The organism is Pseudomonas sp. R11F, assembly GCF_050312575.1.
Classification (GTDB): Bacteria; Pseudomonadota; Gammaproteobacteria; order Pseudomonadales; family Pseudomonadaceae; genus Aquipseudomonas; species Aquipseudomonas palleroniana.
In genome coordinates this window covers 109,549-127,581 of the sequence record NZ_JBNPJU010000014.1, presented here as the reverse complement: position 1 = coordinate 127,581, position 18,033 = coordinate 109,549, and the positions used below count along the sequence as shown (strand labels likewise).

Genomic DNA, 18,033 nt, shown 5'->3' with positions numbered 1-18,033 from the left:
TGATGGTCCTCATGGCGTCAGGCAGTGCGCGGGCGCGGTTTCGAAATACACGTTCGGATCGCCGGCCTTCGGCAAGGCAAAATCCAAGCGGCAGCGAGGTTGGTCGGGGGCCTTGACCCACAACGGGCGTTGATCCAATGCATTGGGTAAAAACACCTGACTGCCTTCCTGAACCAGCGTCACGAACTCACCATTTTCAGTGCTCACTGCCGCACCTCGCGGCAACGGCCGGCCATCGGCGGTGGTCACGCTCAGCAGCACGCGGCGCGTCAGGCTGACGCCGAACTGCAGCTTGTCGACGCTGCCCCGGCCGGCGGTCAGTACCGCCAAACCGTTGCTGATATCGGCGTTGCGTGGCAGTGAGCGGGTTTGTACTTCCACCGGGCTACGGCCATAGGCGGCCAGTTGCGGTGCCACGGCCTGGCCTTGCCAGTCGGTCCACACCGGGCCGCTTGGGGTCGACAGTTTGATCCCGGCCATCTCTCCAACCGAAACCACGGCAAAGGTGTCGCGCACCGGGTACGGCGAGAACGTCACACCGTCACCGTGCAGCACCACACCGCCGCGGGCGCCGCCTTGATAGCTGGAGCGCTGGTCTTCGGAGCGGGTGTAGTTGAAGTCCAACTGGCTGTAGTAGGGCAGTGCCGAGACCCCCAGGGACGACTCCACTTCGCGGTCGCGGCTGTCGCGTTCTACGCCGACACGGTAGGCCAGTTGGTCGTTGACCTGCTCGCTCATGCCCACGCCTACGCGGTGCTCGCCGCCCGTATTGCGCGCCCAGGCGCGGGCTCTGCGGTTTTCACCGAGGGGCAGGCTGATGTTCAAGTAAAGGCTGTCGTCGCTTTGCTGCCGGCCGCCTACCTGCCACTCGGCGCTGGCGGAAACCGACACCCCGCCCACCGATGTGCCCCATGACGCCAGCGCCCGGCTGCTGCTGTAACCGGCATACGACGCAGAACGCGACACCCCCGCGCTGAAGGCGCCCAGCCACGGGCTGGCCCACGATGCGGTGAGGCTTTGCTGATCGCGATAGCGTGAACGTTCCTGCTCGTGGGTGTAGCGCGAATAGGTCGACTCATCGAGGTCGCGGTAGCCCAGTGAACGCCACGAGGCGGCGGTGGTGATTGCCCAGTTTTCGCTCAGCTGTTGCGACCAGGAGAGGTCGGTCTGCACACCTTGCTCGCTGCCCACACGCGTGGCTTGTGCGCCCTGCACGGTAAATTGCAGCTGGGTCTCCGGGCGCGGTAACCAGCCCAGGTTCATGCCGGCGGCACGATACGCATCGGCGATCAATCCGCCACCGCCGACGCTCACCTGGGAAAGCAATGCACCATTCCAACCGGCGCTGACCACCCAGGGTTCGGCACCGTCGCTGTTGCCGATCTGGCGCACGCGGCCCGCCGCCACGGCATAACCCGGCGCCGGCAGGCCCAGGCCGAGCATGGCGGCCGGTACGGTAAAACGGCGTTCTTCGCCATGGGTTTCCTTGACCGTGACCTCCACGTCGGAGCGACTGTTCAAGCGGCGTACATCGGTCAGGGAAAACGGCCCGGCGGGCACCACCGTCGAGTGGATCAACGCGCCGTTCTGGCGCACCTCGACCTGCGCCGGGCTGTTGGCGATGCCGGTAATGGTCGCGCCTCGGTTCTGGTCTTGCAGGGCGGTTTCGTTAAGCACCTGCGCGCCGGTGATCTGCGCGCCTGCCAGCACCGGGTTATAGAGGCTGATCTGCCCGGCCTGGAACACCGACTGTTGTTCGGCGAAGGTGCGCTGGGCATAGGCGTCCAGGTGGGTGGTGCGCGAGATTTTGTCTTGCCAGGTCTGCACCTGGCGGCTGCGCACGATCCAATCGCCGGCGTTGAAACCCACTTCGGTGTTGGCCGATGCAAAACGGCTGCTGCTGCCTGCGGATTGGTTATGCAGGCCAGTCAGGTCGTAGTTGAGCAAACCGGCGAAACCGCCGCTCTGATAGCCGGACACATCCTGCACCGCTGGGCGAAGGGCTTCGCCGGGCACGATCAGGGCGAGCTGCAAAGCGGCCGGGTCTTGCTCGATAACAGTTTGTGGGTAGGCGGCCAGGAAATCCTGGCAGGCGGCGTCTGCATCCAACACCACCAAGTTACCGGCATCCAGCAGAGGTCGGTCGAAACACAGAGCGCCCTCGCGGTCGAATGCCACGTCGATCCGGCCTCGGCGTTGGCCGTTGATGCTGAGGTTGACGGCGTGTCGCCCAGGGGTGAAGCGCGGCGCGTCCAGCAGCAGGTTGGCAAGCTCGGGGTCGATACCGCGTTGGGACAATGTTTGTGGATCGAACAGCCCGACTTTTGTCGGCTCGTCGGCCAAGGGTTCGTTGGCGGGCCAGAGGGCGCCGAGTGTCAGCGCCAGGCCGGCCAGCAGGGTGCGGCGGGGTGAAACGGCGGGCATGGCTTCGCCGTCGCGGTCAGTCATTACTGTGCTCACAAGGTCGTACTCGAGAGTGGAGGCATACTGGCTGAATTCAGGGCCAGGCTTCCCGGCGGCCTTCGATGAGGCCACTTCTTTATTTGAGGGTTGGCGCGGTGTGACCGTCGCCTGTTCTTATAGGTTGAGCGCCGCGTCGTAGGGCGCAACGGCAAAGCCGTAGGTAGTCGCAGGTTGCAGTCGCACCGTGTCTGCCGGTGTCGCGCTGACATTGATGCTCAGGGTTTCCCCCGGCAACACATAGGTACGTGGCAACAGCGCCGAGCTGTCGCCGGGCAGTAGTCGCAGTTCCTGGGCCAGGCGCACGACGTAGGGGGTCGGGTTGCTCACGGTCAGCTGGTTTTTTTCCAAGCGCCAGACCAGGCCCTCCCAGGGGCTGCGGTTGGGAGCCAGGCCCTTGGGATGGATGATCACCGGCAGGTTCTGGCGCACGGTCACGCCTACTCGCGCATGCCCGGCCTGGGCCTGCGAACGTCCCTGGGGCATGCCTTCGAAGATCACCCGCTTCAAGCGTTGCGTGGTCAAGGGTTGGGTCGATTGCAGAATGAAGCGCACCAACTGGCTTTTGGAGGGCTCCACCCGCGCCAGAGGCGGGGTGACAAACAGTAGCGGCTCGGTGTCCTCGGGGTTGTCTTCCAGGGTGACGTGCAGCAACGCAAGCTTGCCATCGGTATTGGTCACCGACACCGAGGTTTCGCCCTCGGCTTCGTAGAGGAGGACGACCGACGTATCCGGGACCATACCGTCAGCCACGGCTGGGTGACTGAGCAGCAAGAGAAGAGCGCCGATGCACCGACGCAGTGTTTGAAAGGAGAAACCAGGGAAGGTTGGCATGGCTACATATACCTAAGGTCGAGCACGATAGAGCCGTCCAGCGGCACTTCCTGATTCAGGGTCAGGAACGCTGCGGCGTTGATCGACGTGTTGATGTTCAAGGTGGCGTTCAGCAGGCGATGAGGTTCCGGCACCAGGGTGCCGAGCCTGGCAAAGCCCATGTAGTTGTCGGGGTAGGCGTTGGCCTCGGGAAACCAGGTCAGGCCCTGATTGCTCGAGGCCAGTACCAGCACGCGTGAGCCGTCGGCCATGACGTCGCGAAAGGTAATTGAAACAGTGCCCAGGCGTTCGCCTGGGGCGTGGACGTTGTGGCCCAAACCGTAATAGAAGCCAGGGCCCAGGGATGAGTCTGCGCGGTTGTCGAGACCTACCAGCACAAACAGAACCGGCTCGTTGCAGCTTACGCCCAGGTCCAATGTCTGCATGGGCAGTGCGCTGAATTCGTATTGATTGAGGCTGCGGGCCGGGACCCTGCCATGGTCGACGATGCCGTTGTCCGACAGGGTGACCTCGCAGGCACTGGGGGTGATCAACCCCGTGACATCGAGGACCGTACTGGAGGATGCCCGTGCGGGTTGGCTGATACTGAACAGGTAAAGCAAGGCCAGCAGGCCTGAAGTCAGGTTCTTCATGGAAACGGTTCACCGGGAGCCTGAAGTATCGAGGGGGCCGTGGCTGCACCCCCTCTCAGGTGGTTTAAATGCGCAGCGACAGGTTCGCCACTCCTGGGTTTACAGGTAACGCACCGTCAGGGTCACGGAGGCATCGATCGCGGCTTCATTGTTAAGGGTCAATTGGCTGCTGGGCGCAATCCTGGGCTCGATGACCAACTGCGAGACCAGTGTCTGCACCGGCATGGGGGCGACGGTAGCGGCGTCGGCGACTGAAATGAGGTTGTGACGCATCAGGTGGCGCTCGACAAACCAGGTCAAGCCACCGTCATCGGAGCCAATGGTCCGGGCGGCGACGCTGTCGGCAATAGGGTTCAGCAAGCGCAGGGTCATGGCGCCAAGTTTCTCTGTGCCGTTGATCAGGCCCAGGCCGAAATCCATCATGTTGTTTTCGAAGTCGGAGCCTTCGCGGTTGTCCTTGCTCTCCAGTGCCATCAGGGTCGCGGCGTCGCAGATGACCGTTAAGTCGACGGTTTTTGCCTCAAGGGGGGTGGGTTGCGTGGTGTTCAGATCCTTCGCGGAAATTTTGCCGTAGTCCACCGTCTGCGCAGACAGGCTCGGCTCGCAGGAGCTGGGGGTGATCAGGCCGACGACGCTCAGGTCAACATTGGAGGCGGCGAAAATACTGGTACTGCTGGCCAGGAGCAGGCCGGCAAGCAGGGGTTTGATGGCTTTATTCATGTTGGGTCTCCAGAAAAAGGAATGGCAATTACCAGTACTTGAGCTGCAACGTGGCGTGACCGTCGATCGGCAACTCATCCAGCAAGGTCAGGTCGCTTGCCGGTGCGATCACCGTGTAGGCGCGCAGGCGTGCGTTCAGGTCCTTCACTGCGATAGGTATGTAGGCGCTGCTGGCGGCGGAAAATGCAGTCAAGGCCGCGTGCCCCAGGTAAGACGAGGGGCCCCAGGTGGTGCCGCCATCACGAGACATAATGGTTTGCACAGGCGCGTTGTCGGCGATCGCTTCAAACAGCCCGAACGAGACGGCGCCGAGTTTCTGGTCGTCGTTGACCATGCCCAGGCCGTGCATCGAGCGTGGGTTGACGGCGGCGGTGCCGGCGCGGTTATCCACTGTGGTCAGGGTGAACAGTGTGGCGCCTTCGCAATGCACTTCCAGATCCATCTCACCGGTTTGCAGGCGAGTGGGAAGGACGGGGTCGAGGTCGCGCGCGGTCAATTTGCCGTGGTCGACGACGCCATCGTTCGACAGGGTCGGAGTGCAAGACGCGGGGGTAATGGTCCCGGAGACGCTCAAGTCCATACTGCTGCTTGCAAAAGCGCTGGGCGTGCAGGCCGCCAGCAGAATGGCGAGCGCGGCGCAGGGGGTTCTATCCATGGGCACAGATCCTTGTGAATGGGGGGTGGGTTGACGGTCAGAGGTACAGCACGTCCAGTGAAGCGCTGCCGTCCAGAGGGACTTCCTCGTTCAGCGTCAGGGTGCGGGTCGGAGCAATGTGAGTAGTGATGGTCAGGTCGACGGTCACGCTGCGCAGCGCCGTAGGAAAGTGCGGGCCGCTGCCGAGGGTGTCGCTGAACGCATTCCAGTAGCGATGCCCCATATAGCTGCCTGCGGAGTTCATCAACCAGGTTTGGCCTTGGTCAGAGGAGAACAGGGGGTACACGGCAACTTCCGAGACCGGGTTGAGCAGGTCTATGGAATAGCTGCCCAGTTTCTCGTTGCCGTTGATCAGACCCAGGCCGTAGTTGTGGTCGAGGAAGAAGTGGGCCGACCCCAGGCGGTTGTCTTTGCCGTTCAAGGCAAACAGGGTTGCGGCCTCGCAACTCACGTTCAGTTGCAGCGTGACAGGCGTGAGTTTGGTTGAGTTGTCGACCAATAGATCCTTGGACGCGATCTTGCCGTAGTCCACCGTACCGTCCTGAGACAAGGTGGGGACGCAGGCGCTGGGGGTAATGCTGCCTTTGACGGTCAGGTCGACACTGCTGGCAGCCAGCGCCCAAGGGCAAGTCACCAGCAGCACGCTGCCTGCAAGGGCTGCGAAAGAGGCTTTCATGGGAGAACGTATTCCTGTGCAAGGTTCAGGGACAGATAGAGCGCGTGGGGAAGTTGCCCATTGGATTTAGGGTTATCGAGGGGCGCGCGCTGTTATTGGTAAAGCGGGGGGAATTTATCGCCGGGACCGTGCGGGGTGAATGCAACTATTACGATAGTGCGAGCAACCCTGTAATGCTGTTCGACGAGGGCGTTTTAATTCGGGAAAAAATACCGTTGTCGTAGTTGTTGTATCGCCTTGGCCAGTTCATTTGGATACGTTTCGCGCTTTTTTCGCCTTTACTCAAGCTCAGTGGGTGGCGAAACTTTCTGAGCGAGAAGTTCCAGTGCAGTTGTCAGAAAAGTCGGCGATGTGTCGTCGTCTCCTGGCGTCAGGCAAGGCTTGGTGAGCTTATCGCTCTGCATGAGGTCACTATGCGGGGCAATAAACCAGGCGGTGGGCCGCCTAAGGCATCGTCGGCGGACGATCTGCCCGGTCATTGGCGGCACGCCAAGGTCTTGGTGGTCGACGATCACGCGACTTATCGGCTGCTGATGAGCGGGTTGCTGGACAAGCTCGGTGTCGCCCATCGAGTGGTCAACAACGGGCAGGCGGCGCTGGATAGTCTGGCCACCGACGCGTTCGACCTGGTCATCAGCGATTGCCGCATGCCGGTCATGGACGGCTATACCATGACCCGCGAACTGCGACGCCGCGAACGCGAGGCCGGGAATGCGCGGGTGCCGGTGATTGCCTTGACCGCACGGCTGGACCCCGAGGACGTCCGTCATTGCCTGGCTTGTGAAATGGATGGCTGGCTGAGCAAGCCGGTATCGCTGGCCCGGTTGCGCGAAGTGTTGATGCAGTGGCTATCGGATGCACACGTCCATGCCCGCCAAGCCCCTCGCGGGCCGGCCTACTCTCGGTGCGAGCCGCGCCCGACCCGCGCCAGCCTGGTCGCCACGTTCGGCGCCTGGGAGGTTGTCGAGCCGATGTTGCGCAGCCTGATCGACGAAGCCCGGTACGACCTGGCAGGTCTGGCCCTGGCCCAGGCGAGTCTGGATGCCGCATTGACCGCCCACCACTTGCACCGCCTGGTGGGGGGCGTAGCGTTTCTCGGTGCGACGCCGCTTGAACCGCAGGCGGTGCGGCTGATGGACGACGTACAGCGTTCGGGCGTGGCTGACTGTGCTGTGGCGCTGGGCATATTTCGTGAGGATGTGGAACGCTACCTACAGTACTTGGGGAAACTTCAACTTGATAAGTGAAGGAGTTTTCCATTCTGTTATGTAGTACTTTTCTGTATGTATTTTCTTTTAATTGTGTAGGTGTTAATGCCGGCCTCCAGAAGTATGGGGTAATAGCCTGTCAGCTGTGTTTATTGGCGGTTGTTGCCTTCGGCAGGGCGATGTATTTTGGCTGCTACTTATTTGCCATCATGGATATTACCGATGCTCCGCATAATTATTGCTGACGATCACCCTATTGTTCGCGTAGGGCAGAGAGTGGTGATTGAGGCGAGTGGTAAGTGCAAGGTTGTGGGCGAGGCCAACGGGCCGGACGAATTGCTGGCGTTGGTGGGCAGCGTGCCCTGTGATGTGATAGTGACGGACTTTGCGATGCCCGGTGACCAACAAGCTGACGGTTATGGATTACTTGGGTTGTTGCATCGGCGCTACCCCAGGTTGCCGGTGATACTGGTGACCATGTTTGCCAACGTCGCGACCCTGCGCACGGCGTTGTCCCACGGTGCAAGGGCCGTGGTGGCCAAGAGCGCCTCGGCCAGAGAATTGCCCCAGGCCCTGCAAACCGTGGTGCAGGGGCGTACCTTTGTCAGTGAAAGCCTGCGCGCCCAGCTTGACCAGGCGCAACCGGCACAGACCCCCAGGCTGTCCGGCAAGGAACAGGAAGTGGTGCGCATGCTTGCCAGCGGCATGACCGTCAGCCAGATTGCCGCGCGGGTCAACCGCAGTATCTCCACGATCAGCAAGCAGAAAAGCACGGCCATGCACCGGCTGTGTATTTCCACGGATGTGGATTTGTTTGCTTATGCTCGTGAATCGGGAATGGTGCCATGATAGTTGCGGTTTTATGACATTAGTGTGCTGGGTGTATTCGTATTACTTGTATTTGGTTTAACTAGTTCGTGCTTTAAAATTTGCCTGTCCTCTCATCCTTAGTGTGTTGGGAGTCTGACATTCCTAGTCTATTAATTGAGTCGAACTTGCAGGGTGGCGACGCATGTTTGTTGCCCCGCTTATAATCGACCGTAAGCGAGCATTGATATGCAACAGTCTCAACTAATGATTGCCGCAGCACTGATGCTGGCCGGTGTTTCCACGGTATCGGCTGCTTCAAGCGTGGACCTGAGCGTTACCGGCAAGATCACCCCGGCGGCGTGTACGCCGATATTGTCCAATGGTGGCCTTGTCGACCACGGCAAGGTATCCGTGCAGGACCTCAAGCCCCGGGGCAATACGCAACTGCCGGATGCCACGCTGACGCTTGAAGTGAACTGCGAAGCGAGCACCACCCTGGCCATCAAGGTCACCGATAACCGTTCCGGCACCGTCAGCTACAACAACGGGACCGCTTCATTCTTCGGCCTCGGCCTGGCCGCCAATGACAAGAAAATCGGCTGGTATGAAGTGAGGATGAACAACGCCACGGCGGACGGTGAACTGCGTGAGATGATCGAATCGGTCGATGGCAGCACCTGGCTGTACGCCGGCACCCACTGGCAGCCTGATTGGATGCGTGCGCTGAACGGGGCGAGCGGTTCCTACGCGCCATTGCCGATGCAAACCTTCAAGGCTGACCTGGCGATTGCCACCTGGATCACCGACAAGACCACGCTGCCGGTCGCCGAAGAAATCCTCATCGACGGCAGCGCCACGCTGGACGTTGTCTACCTGTAACCCGCTCACACATCACTCATGCCCCTGGCGAATGACCGTGGCTTTCCCCGGCCGCGCGGATTATCGTGCGCTCCTATCAACAACAACGATTCAGGGAGCTGCACATGAGTGATGCCCATACCGCGTTGATTACCCGTTTCTACCAGGCGTTCCAACGCCTGGACGCCGAGGCCATGGCCGCCTGCTATACCGATGACGTGGTCTTCAGCGACCCGGCCTTTGGCGAACTGCGTGGCCGGGATGCCGGCGACATGTGGCGCATGCTCACCACCCGCGCCAAGGATTTTTCCCTGACCTTCGACAATGTGCGCAGCGATGAGCATCGCGGCGGCGCGCATTGGGTGGCGACGTATCTGTTCAGCGCCACCGGCAACACGGTGGTCAACGATATCCAGGCGCGTTTCGTGTTTCGTGATGGCAAGATCTGCGAGCACCACGATCATTTCGACCTGTGGCGCTGGTCGCGCCAGGCATTGGGCGCCAAGGGCCTGTTGCTGGGCTGGACGCCCTTGGTGAAAAACGCCGTGCGGGCCCAGGCACGCAAAGGCTTGAAGGCATTTCAGGCCAGTCGTTGATAAGCTGGGGGCTTTTTTGCATGGCCGAATCCCGCTGTGAACACGCCTGACCCCAAACCCTGGTTTGTCTACCTGGTACGCGCCGCCAATGGCGCGTTGTATTGCGGCATCAGCAACGACCCGGTGCGCCGGTTCGCGATGCACCAGAGCGGCAAGGGCGCGCGGTTTTTTCTCTCCAGCCCCGCCGTGGCGCTGGTGTACACCGAAGTGTGTGCAAGCAAAGCCGACGCCTTGCGCCAGGAACGCCTGATCAAAAAACTCAAGAAAAGCGCCAAGGAGTGCCTGGCGGCGAGTGGCTCATCACCCTGACTGATAGTTTCCCATCACGCCATCGTGACGTTTTGCGCGCTAAGCTGACGGCTCATTTGTTGTAAATGGACTCCAGCATGTCAGCGCTCATCCTGCATCATTACCCGACGTCACCCTTCGCGGAAAAAGCTCGGCTATTGCTGGGTTTCAAGGGCCTCTCCTGGCACTCAGTGCTCATTTCGCCGGTGATGCCCAAACCGGACCTGACCGCGTTGACCGGTGGCTATCGAAAAACGCCGGTGTTGCAAGTCGGCGCCGATATTTATTGCGACACGGCGTTGATCGCGCGCCGGCTGGAGCAGGAAAAATCCTCGCCGGTGTTATTCCCACTCGGCCAGGAAATGATCACCCAAACCTTCGCCACCTGGGCCGACAGCGTGGTGTTTGCGCATGCCGTCAGCCTGGTCTTCCAGCCTGAATCGGTGGCAGTGCGTTTTGCCAAGTTGTCGCCAGAGGCAATCAAGGCGTTTATCGCCGACCGCGCCGCGCTCTTCAGCGGCGGCACGGCCAGTAAACTGCCCGCCGAACTGGCCAAGCACCAATGGCCGGCAATCATGGCGCGCCTGGAGCAGCAGTTGCAGCGCGAAGAGGGCGACTTTCTGTTCGGCGAGCCGTCGATCGCCGACTTCGCCCTGGCCCATCCCATGTGGTTTCTCAAGGCAACGCCGGTGACTGCGCCATTGGTGGACGCCTACCCTGCAGTAGTGGCCTGGCTGGGGCGGGTGCTGGGTTTCGGTCACGGCAATGCAAGCCAGATGAGCGGCGAGCAGGCGTTGGAGATCGCCCGCAACGCGACCCCGGCACCCTTGCCCAATGAGGTATTCGAGGACTTGAACGGCTTCAAGGCAGGGCAGCAGGTGAGCATTGCGGCGACTGACTACGGCGTCGACCCGGTAGCCGGTGAACTGTTGTTTGCCGGCCGCGAAGAGCTGATCCTGCGCCGTACTGACGAACGTGGCGGGACTGTGCATGTGCATTTCCCGCGCTTTGGCTTTCGCATCCAGGCCTCATAGAAAAATTATTTGCGAACCGCGGTGAGGTAAACCTGTGGCTCATCCGTGTAGTGCTTGAAACTGCGATTTATTCGCATTAACAGCGTTTTCTACACGGGTTTTCACAGCATGAAGTCGACGGCGGGCGGTTGGGTTAAACAGTGGCTGGGAGCCTCGGTATTGGCGGTGTCGGGGCTGGCGTTGCTGCCCCTGGCGGTGGCACGGGCGCAGGAGCAGCAAAGCACCCAGTTCAGTTTTGCGCTGGCAGCCAAACCGCTGCCCCAGGCCTTGAGCGATTTCAGCCGGGTCACCGGCATGAGCGTGATCTACACCGATGAAGCCCCCTACGGCCTCAGCGCTCCGGCGGTCAGCGGCCAGATGAGCGCGACCCAGGCCCTGCAGCGCCTACTGAGCCAATCCGGCTTCACTTTCCGCCAGATCGACGCTCGTACCCTGGCCCTGGAACCGGTGCCTACCGAAGGGGCCGTCAACCTCGGCGCGACCACCATCAACGCTGCCAGCCAAACCCAGGACACCACCAGCTACCAGCCACCGCCCACCAGTTCAGTGATGCGCTCCCAGGGCCTGTTGCTGGAAACCCCGCAAACCGTCAACGTCGTCCCTGCCCAGGTATTGCGTGATCAACAACCGCGCAACCTGGATGACGCCCTGGGCAATGTCAGTGGGATCACCCAGGCCAACACCCTTGGCAGCACGCAAGACGCCGTGATGTTGCGCGGCTTTGGCGACAACCGTAACGGTTCGATCATGCAGGACGGCATGCCACTGGTGCAGGGGCGCGCGTTGAATTCCACGGCCGAGCGGGTCGAAGTCCTCAAGGGCCCGTCGTCGTTGCTGTACGGCATCCAGGACCCAGGCGGGGTGGTCAATATCGTCAGCAAGAAGCCCGAGCTGGTGCAGTCCACCTCCCTGACGGTACGCGGCTCGACCTTCGGCGATGGCAAGAACGGCAGCGGCGGCAACCTCGACACCACCGGCCCGATTGGCGACAGTGGCCTGGCCTACCGCCTGATCGTTGACCATGAAGACGAAGACTACTGGCGCAATTTCGGTACCCACCGCGAGACACTGCTGGCGCCATCCCTGGCTTGGTACGGCGACACCACCAAGGTGGTGTTCGCCTATGAACACCGTGAATTCCTTTCACCATTCGACCGTGGCACCGCCATTGATCCCAAGACCAACCACCCGCTGAATATCCCGGCGACTCGGCGCCTGGACGAGCCGTTCAACAACATGGAAGGCCGTTCCGACCTGTATCGCCTGGAAGTCGACCATGACTTGAACGACGACTGGAAAGCTCATTTCGGCTACAGCTGGAACCGCGAGACCTACGACGCCAGCCAAGTCCGTGTGGTCAAGGTCAATACCAACGGTACGTTGACCCGCAGCATGGACGGCACCCAAGGGGCGTTGACCACCGACCGTTTTGCCACCGCCAGCCTCGAAGGCAAGGTCGACGTGGCCGGCATGCAGCATGACCTGGTGTTCGGCCTGGACGATGAGTACCGCAAGATCTACCGCGCCGACCTGATCCGCCAGGCGCCGCGTGGGGTCTTCAACTACAACAACCCCGTGTACGGCAACGAAGTGGCCGGCACCACCGTCAGCGCCCCGGACAGTAACCAGACCGACCTGCTGCGCAGCGATTCGCTGTTCTTCCAGGACGCCATCCACCTCACCGACCAGTGGATTCTGGTAGGCGGCGCGCGCTACCAGATGTACGACCAGTACGCCGGCAAAGGCGTGCCCTTTACCGCCAACACCGATGGCAACGGCCAGAAGTGGGTACCCCGTGCCGGCCTGGTGTACCGATACACCGACCAGTTGTCGTTCTATGGCAGCTACACCGAGTCGTTCAAACCCAACTCCACCATTGCGCCGCTGGCCAACAAAACGGTGCTGGACGGCAGCCTGGAACCGGAACAATCCAAAGCCTGGGAACTGGGGACCAAGTTCGATATGCCGGGGCGCATCACCGCGAGCGCGGCGTTGTTCAACATCGAAAAACGCAACGTGCTGGTGCAGGTGGGCGATGGCCTGACCTCGGTGTACAGCGTCGCCGGCAAGGTACGCTCGCGTGGCCTGGAACTGGACGCCAGCGGGCAATTGACCGACAACTGGAGCTTGATCGGCAGTTACGCCTATACCGATGCGGTGGTGGTCGAGGACAGCAAATACAAAGGTAACGACCTGCAAAACGTGGCGAAGAACACCGCCTCGCTGTCGGCGGTGTATGACTTCGGCAGCCTCCTGGGCGGTGATCAGTTGCGGGTCGGTGCCGGGGCGCGCTATGTCGGCGAGCGGGCGGGGGACGCCGCCAATAGCTTCGAACTGCCGAGCTACACCGTGGCCGACGCGTTTGCCACCTATGACACCAAAATCGATGGGCAAAAGGTCAAGTTCCAGCTCAACGTGAAGAACCTGTTCGACCGTACCTACTACACCTCTTCGGTGAACACGCAGTTCGTTTCGATTGGCGATGCGCGGCAGGTGTCGGTTTCCAGCACGGTGACGTTCTGATGAACAAGGTCGCCTGGCTACTGGCCCTGTTCATCAGCACCACCGCAGCGGCGGACAGCGGCGCCATCCACCGCGAACACCGAGTGACGTTGCCTGGCTCCGGGCACAGTTGGGGGTTCGTCGGCCTTGATCCGACGCGTCCCTATCTGTTCCTGGCCCGCCGCGAAAACGGGTTGACCGTGTTTGATGTCCAGCACCAGCGTACGGTCAAGACCGTGCTGCAGTCCGATGGCGCCAACGGTGTGGTGTTCGTGCCTGGGTTGGACCGCGTGTTTGTGCTCAACACTGACGGCAGCTTGAGTGTGGTGCAGTTATCCACACTCAAGCCGCTCAAGCGTATCGCCGTTGCGCAAAGCAACCTCAACAGCGCGGTGTACGAGCCGTCCACCGGCAAGGTGATTATCGTCAGCGGGCGTCGGGCGGATCGTTCGACGCTGTTCGAGTTCGACCCCCAGCAGGAACGCATTACCGGCGCCCATGAACTGGCGGTGAAGAAGATCGACCCGCTGTTGCTCAAGGGCGATGGCAGTTTCTTCTTGCCGATGCGTGATGAAGGCAAGGTCGCGCGCTATGCGGCCGATACCTTTGCCGTGCTCGATACCTGGCAATTCAGCGATTGCCCCAAGCCGAGCGCGCTGGCCCAGGATGTCGAGCGCCAGCGCTTGTTTGTGGCGTGTCGAGGCGACTCGCCGATGCTGATCGTTGCGGACCGTGAAAGCGGCGAGGTCAAGGCCAGGCTGCCGATTGGGCGTGACGTCAATGCCGTGGCCTACGATGCGCAACATCGTCGTTTGCTGATCCCCAGCGGCGTGGACGCGAACGTCATGGTGATCGAGCAAAGTGATGCCGATCATTACGCCTTGTCGGCCACCGTCAGCACCGTGCCGATGGCCTATAACATGGCCTTCGACGCGCAACGCCAGCGGGTTTACCTGCCGGCCATGGACTTCAACCAGCCTGCGCCGAGCACTGCCGAACCCAAGCCCGACCCGCAGTTTCAGGCCGGTACGTTCTCCATCACCACCCTGGCACTTGATTGAGGGCTGTGAATTAACCAAGCTGCGCACTCTCGTAGTTTCAGGAATGCCAGTTTTATGCAGTGGGGACGATGGATACACGCCGGCGCGATGGCGCTGGGCTTTGGGTTGTTGCTCAGTGGTTGCGCCACGCCTTCGAAGACGGCGGGCGGGCAGGGCCTGGACCAACTGCTGGCCGACCCGGCGCTGCACGGCGCAAGCGTTTCCCTGATGGTGCGGGATGCCAAAAGTGGCGCCACGCTCTACCAGTACAACCCACGCACGCGGTTGGTGCCGGCTTCCAACCTCAAGCTGCTGACCACTGCTGCGGCCATGGACGTGCTGGGGCCGCAATACCGTTTTGCCACACAATTGCTCAGCAATGGCACGCGCCAAGGCGATCGTCTCAGCGGCAACCTATACCTGCGCGGCCTCGGCGACCCGACCCTGCAGTTTGCCGACTACCAGGCGCTGGCGGCGCAATTGGCCAGCCAGGGCATTCGCCAGGTGCAGGGCGACCTGGTGTTCGACGACACCTGGTTCGACGCCGAGCGATTGGGGGTCGACTGGTCCCATGATGATGAAACCACCTACTACGGTGCGCAGATTTCAGCACTGACCGTATCACCCAATAGCGATTTCGATGCGGGCAGTGTCCTGGTCACGGCCAAGGCCCCGGTGCGCGTTGGCCAGCCTGTCACGGTCGAGATCTACCCGCCCACCGATTACCTGCAACTGAGCAACCGTGCCGTCAGCGGGCCGGGCAACACTTACGGGATCAATCGCCGGCATGGCACCAACCTTTTGCAGCTCAGCGGTGCGGTCGCGCCGGGCAGGCAGAGCGAGCAATTGGTCAGTGTGTGGGAGCCCACGCAGTTGGTCGCCAACCTGTTCGAGCAGGCGCTGGCACAGCAGGGCATCCGCGTTTCGGGGCGTCGGGTGATGGGCGCTGCGAGCCCGGCCACGGCGACCGTGCTGGCCGAGCACCAATCGGCGCCGCTGCAGGAGCTGATCACGCCGTTGCTCAAACTCTCGAACAACAACATGTCCGAAGCCTTGCTCAAGGCCATGGGGCGCAAGACCGCCAACAGTGGCACGGCGGCGGCGGGCGCGGTGGCGGTGGCCGGGTTTCTCAAGCGTCAGGGCCTGGATACCACGACGCTGAGCCAGGTCGATGGGTCGGGCCTGTCGCGGCGTAACCTGGTGTCGTCGCAAAACCTCACGGACGTGCTATTGGCCGCGAGCAAGCAGCCGTGGTTCAACGCCTGGTACAACGCGTTGCCGGTCGCCGGCAATACCGAGCGCATGACCGGCGGCAGCCTGCGTTATCGCCTGAAGGGTACGCTCGCGGAAAACAACCTGCATGCCAAGACCGGCTCCATGGGCGGCGTTTCGTCCCTGAGCGGCTACCTCACCGATACCCACGGACGGCGGTTGGTGTTCTCCATGATCAGCAACAACTATGTGGTGGCCGGCGCCCAGGTCAAAGGCGTGGAAAACCGTGTGGTCGAGGCACTGTCACGCTGGGACGATTGATTCAGGGCTGATAGCCCATGCGCCAGCTTACGGCCCGGGTCGCTGCCAGCAACTGCTGCGCCGCCGGGCCATTTTCATCGGCGTGGAACAAGGAGGTGGGGCCGACTACGGTCATCACCGCCGCCACTTGCCCGACCGCGTTGAAGACCGGTGCCGACAACGCATCGACCCCAGGCATCAGCAAACCGTGCACAAAATGCAGGCCACGGCTGCGAATCTGTTCGCACACGGCGGCGTAGGCCTTATCGTCGGCCAGGGCATGGGCGGTTCCGGCCTGAATCTCACGCTCGCGCAACTCCACGGTTTCCCGCGACGGCAAATAAGCGCTGAACACCAGGCCGGTGGACGAACTGAGCAGCGGTAATACCGAACCCAACTGCGTCACCACCGTGACGGCGCGCACCGCAGGCTCGATATGCACCACCGTTGCGCCTTGATTGCCCCACACTGCGAGAAAGCAGGTTTCATTCAATTCATCGCGCAGTTCCGCCAGGGGCATCGCGCCGACTTTCAACACGTCCATGCTGCCCAACGCAGCCAGGCCCACGCGCAACGCCTCGCGACCCAGGCCATAGTGGTTGGTGGCGGGGTTCTGTTCGGCAAAACCTGAGGCGATCAGCGCCTGCAAATAACGATGCACCTTGCTCGCGGGCATTTGCACGTGTTCGGCCAGGCGCGACAACGAGGTGGCCGGCGAGAGTTCGGCCAGGGCCTTGAGGATATCGGTGCCCACTTCAGCCGAGCGGACTTTCTGTTTTCCGGTGTCGCGGGGGGTATCCATGGAAGGGCAAGAATCCGAGAGATGAATGGGCGTCTTTATAGCTTGACGGTCGATAGTGATCAAATTACGTTATGCGTAAGTGAATTACGATAAAAACAATTCCGTACAGAGGATGTTCCATGAACCTCGAATACCAATCGGGCTTCGGCAATGAATTCGCCAGCGAGGCCCTGCCTGGTGCGCTACCCGTCGGCCAGAACTCCCCGCAGAAAGCGCCTTATGGGCTGTACACCGAACTGTTCTCCGGCACCGCCTTCACCATGGCCCGCAGTGAAGCGCGCCGTACCTGGCTGTATCGCATTCAGCCATCGGCCAATCATCCGGCGTTTGTTAAGTTGGATCGGCAATTGGCCGGTGGGCCTCTGGGTGCGGTGACACCGAACCGCCTGCGCTGGAATCCGCTGGATGTTCCCAGCGAACCGACGGATTTTGTCGATGGGCTCGTGGGCATGGTTGCCAACTCGGGGTCGGAAAAACCCTCGGGCATCAGCATCTACCACTACTGTGCCAACCGCTCCATGGAGCGCGTGTTCTTCAATGCCGACGGCGAACTGTTGATCGTGCCCGAGCAAGGGCGCTTGCGCGTCGCCACCGAGCTGGGCGTGCTGGACGTGGAGCCGTTGGAAATCGTCGTGCTGCCACGCGGCCTGAAATTCCGTATCGAGCTGCTGGACGCCGAGGCGCGCGGCTACGTCGCCGAGAACCATGGCGCACCGCTGCGCCTGCCGGACCTGGGCCCTATCGGCAGCAATGGCCTGGCCAACCCACGCGACTTCCTCACGCCGGTCGCGCACTACGAAGACCTCAAGCAACCGACCACCCTGGTGCAGAAGTTCCTCGGTGAACTGTGGGCCTGCGAGCTGGATCATTCGCCGCTGAACGTGGTCGCCTGGCACGGCAACAATGTGCCGTACAAATATGACCTGCGTCGCTTCAACACGATCGGCACTGTCAGTTTCGATCACCCGGACCCGTCGATTTTCACGGTGTTGACCTCCCCCACCAGCACCCACGGCCTGGCCAACCTCGACTTCGTGATCTTCCCACCGCGCTGGATGGTGGCCGAGAACACCTTCCGTCCGCCGTGGTTCCACCGCAACCTGATGAACGAATACATGGGCCTGATCCAAGGCGCCTACGACGCCAAGGCCGAAGGCTTCCTGCCCGGCGGTGCGTCGTTGCACAGCTGCATGAGTGCCCATGGGCCGGATGGCGAGACCTGCACCAAAGCTATCAATGTGGAGCTGGCACCGCACAAAATCGATAACACCATGGCCTTCATGTTCGAGACCAGCCAAGTGCTGCGTCCCACACAGTTCGCCCTTGAATGCCCACAACTGCAAAACACTTATGACGCGTGCTGGGCCTCGTTGCCCGCCACCTTCAACCCGAACCGGAGATAACCC

General features: G+C 61.5%; 17 protein-coding genes. 10 read left to right on the top strand and 7 right to left on the bottom strand.

From position 1 onward, the window contains the following. Window positions 1-9: 9 nt before the first annotated feature. The 6 genes from ACQRBV_RS03960 to ACQRBV_RS03935 form a co-directional block, all read right to left on the bottom strand. Window positions 10-2,448: a fimbria/pilus outer membrane usher protein gene (locus ACQRBV_RS03960; RefSeq protein ID WP_411985496.1), complete on the bottom strand. Its 2,439-nt coding sequence runs from the start codon at window positions 2,446-2,448 to the stop codon at window positions 10-12. A gap of 129 nt (window positions 2,449-2,577) precedes the next feature. Continuing rightward, on the bottom strand, window positions 2,578-3,294 hold the full coding sequence (locus ACQRBV_RS03955; RefSeq protein WP_411985497.1) for a fimbria/pilus chaperone family protein: 717 nt from the start codon (window positions 3,292-3,294) through the stop codon (window positions 2,578-2,580). A gap of 2 nt (window positions 3,295-3,296) precedes the next feature. Further along, window positions 3,297-3,926: a DUF1120 domain-containing protein gene (locus ACQRBV_RS03950; RefSeq protein ID WP_411985498.1), complete on the bottom strand. Its 630-nt coding sequence runs from the start codon at window positions 3,924-3,926 to the stop codon at window positions 3,297-3,299. 99 nt (window positions 3,927-4,025) lie between these two features. After that, a complete protein-coding gene (locus tag ACQRBV_RS03945; protein ID WP_161548225.1) occupies window positions 4,026-4,646 on the bottom strand; it encodes a DUF1120 domain-containing protein in 621 nt (206 codons plus the stop codon). Window positions 4,647-4,674: 28 nt separating this feature from the next. Beyond that, a complete protein-coding gene (locus tag ACQRBV_RS03940; protein ID WP_161548224.1) occupies window positions 4,675-5,301 on the bottom strand; it encodes a DUF1120 domain-containing protein in 627 nt (208 codons plus the stop codon). 37 nt (window positions 5,302-5,338) lie between these two features. Beyond that, window positions 5,339-5,977 carry a DUF1120 domain-containing protein gene (locus ACQRBV_RS03935; RefSeq protein WP_411985499.1) on the bottom strand — a complete coding sequence of 213 codons (639 nt, stop codon included), beginning with the start codon at window positions 5,975-5,977 and terminating at the stop codon, window positions 5,339-5,341. Window positions 5,978-6,390: 413 nt separating this feature from the next. Here ACQRBV_RS03935 and ACQRBV_RS03930 point away from each other — a divergent pair, with 413 nt between their 5' ends. The 9 genes from ACQRBV_RS03930 (at window position 6,391) to dacB (ending at window position 15,846) form a co-directional block, all read left to right on the top strand. Next, window positions 6,391-7,224 (top strand): response regulator, encoded by an 834-nt coding sequence (locus tag ACQRBV_RS03930; protein ID WP_161548222.1) that lies wholly within the window; start codon window positions 6,391-6,393, stop codon window positions 7,222-7,224. Between the two features lie 183 nt (window positions 7,225-7,407). Next, complete coding sequence (locus tag ACQRBV_RS03925; RefSeq protein WP_244697604.1) at window positions 7,408-8,034, top strand: response regulator transcription factor; 627 nt, start codon at window positions 7,408-7,410, stop codon at window positions 8,032-8,034. A gap of 207 nt (window positions 8,035-8,241) precedes the next feature. Beyond that, the gene (locus ACQRBV_RS03920) at window positions 8,242-8,874 is read left to right on the top strand and encodes a DUF1120 domain-containing protein (RefSeq protein WP_411985500.1); all 633 of its coding nucleotides are present in this window, start codon (window positions 8,242-8,244) and stop codon (window positions 8,872-8,874) included. A 104-nt stretch (window positions 8,875-8,978) separates the two neighbouring features. Beyond that, on the top strand, window positions 8,979-9,449 hold the full coding sequence (locus tag ACQRBV_RS03915; protein ID WP_411985501.1) for a nuclear transport factor 2 family protein: 471 nt from the start codon (window positions 8,979-8,981) through the stop codon (window positions 9,447-9,449). A 36-nt stretch (window positions 9,450-9,485) separates the two neighbouring features. Beyond that, window positions 9,486-9,758: a GIY-YIG nuclease family protein gene (locus ACQRBV_RS03910; RefSeq protein ID WP_060753844.1), complete on the top strand. Its 273-nt coding sequence runs from the start codon at window positions 9,486-9,488 to the stop codon at window positions 9,756-9,758. Between the two features lie 77 nt (window positions 9,759-9,835). Next, complete coding sequence (locus tag ACQRBV_RS03905; protein WP_060753843.1) at window positions 9,836-10,771, top strand: glutathione S-transferase family protein; 936 nt, start codon at window positions 9,836-9,838, stop codon at window positions 10,769-10,771. Between the two features lie 108 nt (window positions 10,772-10,879). Continuing rightward, window positions 10,880-13,294: a TonB-dependent siderophore receptor gene (locus ACQRBV_RS03900; RefSeq protein ID WP_411985502.1), complete on the top strand. Its 2,415-nt coding sequence runs from the start codon at window positions 10,880-10,882 to the stop codon at window positions 13,292-13,294. After that, window positions 13,294-14,334 carry a YncE family protein gene (locus ACQRBV_RS03895; protein ID WP_411985503.1) on the top strand — a complete coding sequence of 347 codons (1,041 nt, stop codon included), beginning with the start codon at window positions 13,294-13,296 and terminating at the stop codon, window positions 14,332-14,334. The genes ACQRBV_RS03900 and ACQRBV_RS03895 overlap by 1 nt, the downstream gene beginning before the upstream one ends. A gap of 54 nt (window positions 14,335-14,388) precedes the next feature. Then, the gene (dacB, locus tag ACQRBV_RS03890; protein WP_411985504.1) at window positions 14,389-15,846 is read left to right on the top strand and encodes a D-alanyl-D-alanine carboxypeptidase/D-alanyl-D-alanine endopeptidase; all 1,458 of its coding nucleotides are present in this window, start codon (window positions 14,389-14,391) and stop codon (window positions 15,844-15,846) included. Between the two features lies 1 nt (window position 15,847). Here the strand turns inward: dacB and ACQRBV_RS03885 are convergent, their stop codons facing one another. Further along, a complete protein-coding gene (locus ACQRBV_RS03885) occupies window positions 15,848-16,627 on the bottom strand; it encodes an IclR family transcriptional regulator (RefSeq protein ID WP_090366600.1) in 780 nt (259 codons plus the stop codon). A gap of 119 nt (window positions 16,628-16,746) precedes the next feature. Here ACQRBV_RS03885 and hmgA point away from each other — a divergent pair, with 119 nt between their 5' ends. Beyond that, on the top strand, window positions 16,747-18,030 hold the full coding sequence (gene hmgA / locus ACQRBV_RS03880) for a homogentisate 1,2-dioxygenase (RefSeq protein ID WP_060753839.1): 1,284 nt from the start codon (window positions 16,747-16,749) through the stop codon (window positions 18,028-18,030). Window positions 18,031-18,033 lie beyond the last annotated feature (3 nt).

What these genes read in the sequence shown, in the direction of transcription:
- ACQRBV_RS03960 (WP_411985496.1), bottom strand. Translation starts at nt 2,448, where the DNA reads ATGACTGACCGCGACGGCGAAGCCATGCCCGCCGTTTCACCCCGCCGC.
- ACQRBV_RS03955 (WP_411985497.1), bottom strand. Translation starts at nt 3,294, where the DNA reads ATGCCAACCTTCCCTGGTTTCTCCTTTCAAACACTGCGTCGGTGCATC.
- ACQRBV_RS03950 (WP_411985498.1), bottom strand. Translation starts at nt 3,926, where the DNA reads ATGAAGAACCTGACTTCAGGCCTGCTGGCCTTGCTTTACCTGTTCAGT.
- ACQRBV_RS03945 (WP_161548225.1), bottom strand. Translation starts at nt 4,646, where the DNA reads ATGAATAAAGCCATCAAACCCCTGCTTGCCGGCCTGCTCCTGGCCAGC.
- ACQRBV_RS03940 (WP_161548224.1), bottom strand. Translation starts at nt 5,301, where the DNA reads ATGGATAGAACCCCCTGCGCCGCGCTCGCCATTCTGCTGGCGGCCTGC.
- ACQRBV_RS03935 (WP_411985499.1), bottom strand. Translation starts at nt 5,977, where the DNA reads ATGAAAGCCTCTTTCGCAGCCCTTGCAGGCAGCGTGCTGCTGGTGACT.
- ACQRBV_RS03930 (WP_161548222.1), top strand. Translation starts at nt 6,391, where the DNA reads ATGCGGGGCAATAAACCAGGCGGTGGGCCGCCTAAGGCATCGTCGGCG.
- ACQRBV_RS03925 (WP_244697604.1), top strand. Translation starts at nt 7,408, where the DNA reads ATGCTCCGCATAATTATTGCTGACGATCACCCTATTGTTCGCGTAGGG.
- ACQRBV_RS03920 (WP_411985500.1), top strand. Translation starts at nt 8,242, where the DNA reads ATGCAACAGTCTCAACTAATGATTGCCGCAGCACTGATGCTGGCCGGT.
- ACQRBV_RS03915 (WP_411985501.1), top strand. Translation starts at nt 8,979, where the DNA reads ATGAGTGATGCCCATACCGCGTTGATTACCCGTTTCTACCAGGCGTTC.
- ACQRBV_RS03905 (WP_060753843.1), top strand. Translation starts at nt 9,836, where the DNA reads ATGTCAGCGCTCATCCTGCATCATTACCCGACGTCACCCTTCGCGGAA.
- ACQRBV_RS03900 (WP_411985502.1), top strand. Translation starts at nt 10,880, where the DNA reads ATGAAGTCGACGGCGGGCGGTTGGGTTAAACAGTGGCTGGGAGCCTCG.
- ACQRBV_RS03895 (WP_411985503.1), top strand. Translation starts at nt 13,294, where the DNA reads ATGAACAAGGTCGCCTGGCTACTGGCCCTGTTCATCAGCACCACCGCA.
- dacB (WP_411985504.1), top strand. Translation starts at nt 14,389, where the DNA reads ATGCAGTGGGGACGATGGATACACGCCGGCGCGATGGCGCTGGGCTTT.
- ACQRBV_RS03885 (WP_090366600.1), bottom strand. Translation starts at nt 16,627, where the DNA reads ATGGATACCCCCCGCGACACCGGAAAACAGAAAGTCCGCTCGGCTGAA.
- hmgA (WP_060753839.1), top strand. Translation starts at nt 16,747, where the DNA reads ATGAACCTCGAATACCAATCGGGCTTCGGCAATGAATTCGCCAGCGAG.